Source organism: Pedomonas sp., from assembly GCF_036515995.1.
In the GTDB taxonomy this organism is placed as follows: Bacteria; Pseudomonadota; Alphaproteobacteria; order Sphingomonadales; family Sphingomonadaceae; genus Pedomonas.
This window is the reverse complement of record NZ_DATBUP010000188.1, coordinates 1-3,119: the sequence shown is the minus strand read 5'-3', so window position 1 is coordinate 3,119 and position 3,119 is coordinate 1. Positions and strand designations below refer to the sequence as shown.

Genomic DNA, 3,119 nt, shown 5'->3' with positions numbered 1-3,119 from the left:
TGCCGGAGGGCAGCTCCACGTGCAGCAAGCGCTCGTCGGTCTCGATGAGCGCCAATCGCACCCCGCCCCGGCCGACCACTTCCACGCCGCCCGGCACGATGATCTCGCCGAAACCCTGCCGCCACGTCGCGTTGAAGCGGGTCGCCGCGCTGAAGCCCTGCAGCGCCGTGTCGAGCGCGCGGGAGGACTGGCCCGCCAGATCGACCAGCGGCGTGCTGTCGAGCGTGGCGAACAGCGCCCGCAGCTTGGCCCGCTGCGCCGGCTGGATGGAGCCGTCCTTCAGCGCGATCGCGCCGTTCGCGCCGATCAGCGCCGGGCCGTTCTTCAGCTTGGCCTCCAGCTGGCCGCCCGCCTGGGTGCCGCTGATGCGGAAGCCCGGCCCCTCGAGAGCGCCGGCGCTGGCGGACCAGCTGCCCGTGCCGGTGCCGTTGGTTCCGGTGAACGTCACGTCGATGTCCGGCTTCTGAATCGTCATGTCGCCCGCGCGGGCGGCGGCGGCGGTGATCTTGGCCGTGCCGTCCCAGTCCGTTGGCTGCATGTGCTGCGACAGGTGCAGGTCATCGAGGTTCAGCGTGAACACCACCTCGCTCGCGCCCGTGTCGTCGGTCTTCAGCACTCGCTCGGCAGTGCCCTTCATGAAGCCCGTGAGGCGCGAGAAATCCGTCTGTCCGTTGATTTCGCCCTCGAAGCGGAACGCGCCCGAGCGCAGGCCGGGGAACAGTCCGGCAATGTTGATGCTGGCCGCTCCGCCTTCCAGCCGCGCCTTCAGCCCCTGCGGACCGTTGCTGGCGGTGCCGACGAGAATCAGCTCTTCCAGCTCGTCCGGCTGTCCCGGCACCGCAATGGAATGGGCGCGCATCTTCAGGTCGAAGTCGCGGTCAAGCCGGCCCTTGGTCTCGATGTGCCCGGCCACCACGCCGTAGGGCGTGGCCACGTACACCCGGCCCTGCTCGATGTTCACGACCGTGCTCGGCAGGGTGAACGGCTCGGTGGACTTGGCGGGAATGAACTGGTCGAGCGATCCGAACGACAGGCCGTTCCGGTCGAGCCGCGCATTCAGCATCGGCTCGTCGAGGCTGATCTCCCGCACCGTGGGCCTGAAGCCGTTCCACTCCAGCAGCAACTCGGCCCGCTCGGCGGTCAGGTCCGGCGCGCTGCGCTTGCCGACCCGCAGGTCCTTCAGCTCCACGCGCGAGAAGCCGAGCTCGTCGCCCACCACCTCCGCGTCGATTCCCTTGGCATCCAGATAGCCGCGAATCGCCAGGTTCATCAGCGGAACGCGCAGCAGCCAGACGGCCCCGACCGAGACCACCAGCACGACGCCTGCGGTCTTCCATCGGAACAAGGTCTTGGAGGTTCGCTGCCTTGGGGAGCGCTCGTCCGCTAAATGCTCGTTCGCTTCCATGCCTTGCCTTGGGTAACGCCTTCTGACTGACCAGAAACTACAATGACTTTGTTACCGCGCCGAACTGCCGAAAGCAAAGCCGTCTCCGGGGTGTGTACCGCCCGCCCGCGGTCTTGTCGCCCCTGTGCCCGTGAAATTCCGACCGTTCAACACCGATTTCGCTCAAACCTGACGAGCCGGAGCTATTTTCACAATATATTTTCGGGGAAAGGCTCCGCTTTTCCCATAAAGCCCCGGCAGAGCCCTGCTCATAGAAAAAAGCGCGGGCCGGAAGCCCGCGCTCTCTCATAGTCTGCAAGTCACTGTTTCCCGGGCAGGAACCCTGTCCCGGGAAATCATGGCCCGGCTCAGTGACCGAGCGACTTGACGATCTCTTCGGTCATCTTCTTGGCGTCGCCGAACAGCATCATGGTGTTGTCGCGGAAGAACAGCTCGTTCTCGACGCCCGCGTAGCCCGAACCCATGCCGCGCTTGATGAACAGCACGGTCTTGGCCTTCTCCACGTCCAGGATGGGCATGCCGTAGATCGGGCTGGACTTGTCGGTCTTCGCCGCCGGATTGGTCACGTCGTTGGCGCCGATCACGTAGGCAACGTCCGCCTGACCGAACTCGGAGTTGATGTCCTCCAGCTCGAACACTTCGTCATACGGCACGTTGGCTTCGGCCAGCAGCACGTTCATGTGACCCGGCATACGGCCCGCCACCGGGTGGATGGCGTACTTCACCGAAACGCCTTCCTTCTTCAGCATGTCGGCCAGTTCGCGCAGGGCGTGCTGGGCCTGTGCCACCGCCATGCCGTAGCCCGGCACGATGATGACGGATTCGGCGTTCTTCATGATGAAGGCAGCGTCTTCGGCCGAACCCTGCTTGAGCGGACGGTCGACCTTCGGGCCGGTTGCGGCGGCTGCCGCATCGGCGCCGAAACCACCGGCGATCACCGAGATGAACGAGCGGTTCATGCCCTTGCACATGATGTACGACAGGATCGCGCCCGAGGAGCCCACCAGCGCGCCGGTGATGATCATGGCCGAGTTCTGCAGGGTGAAGCCCATGGCCGCTGCCGCCCAGCCCGAGTAGCTGTTCAGCATGGAGACGACCACCGGCATGTCCGCGCCGCCGATCGGGATGATCAGCAGGAAGCCGATCACGAACGACAGGGCCGTGATGGTCCAGAAGATGGTCGGCGACTGGTCGACGCAGAAGTAGGCGACGAGGCCGATGATCGCGGCCAGCAGGCCGAGGTTGATAACATGGCGGCCCGGCAGCATGATCGGCGTGCCCGACATGTTGCCGTTCAGCTTGGCGAACGCGATGACCGAGCCCGAGAAGGTGATCGCGCCGATGGCGATGCCAAGGCTCATCTCGATGCGGGCAACGATGTTGATGTTGTCCGCCGTGCCGATGGCGAAGGCTTCCGGGTTCGAGTAGGCGGCAGCCGCCACCAGCACCGCGGCCATGCCCACCAGCGAGTGGAAGGCGGCGACGAGCTGCGGCATGGCCGTCATGGCGATGCGCTGGGCGATGATGTAGCCGATGCCGCCGCCGATGAGCAGCGCACCGCCGATTTCCGGCAGGCTGGCCGTCTCGTGGGTGACGAGGGTCGTCGCCACGGCGATCAGCATGCCGATCATGCCGTACATGTTGCCCTGGCGGCTGGTGGTCGGGCTGGAGAGCCCGCGCAGCGCCAGGATGAAGAGGACGCCCGAGGCCAGAT

The 3,119-nt window shown here is 65.8% G+C and carries 1 protein-coding gene and 1 pseudogene; both read right to left on the bottom strand.

Features of this window, described 5'->3' with window-relative positions; all coding sequences use genetic code 11:
• A pseudogene (locus VIG90_RS14025) lies at positions 1 to 1,405 on the bottom strand (hypothetical protein); the annotation flags it as partial.
• A 347-nt stretch (positions 1,406 to 1,752) separates the two neighbouring features.
• A complete protein-coding gene (locus tag VIG90_RS14020) occupies positions 1,753 to 3,117 on the bottom strand; it encodes an NAD(P)(+) transhydrogenase (Re/Si-specific) subunit beta (RefSeq protein ID WP_331594143.1) in 1,365 nt (454 codons plus the stop codon).
• Positions 3,118 to 3,119: the final 2 nt, after the last annotated feature.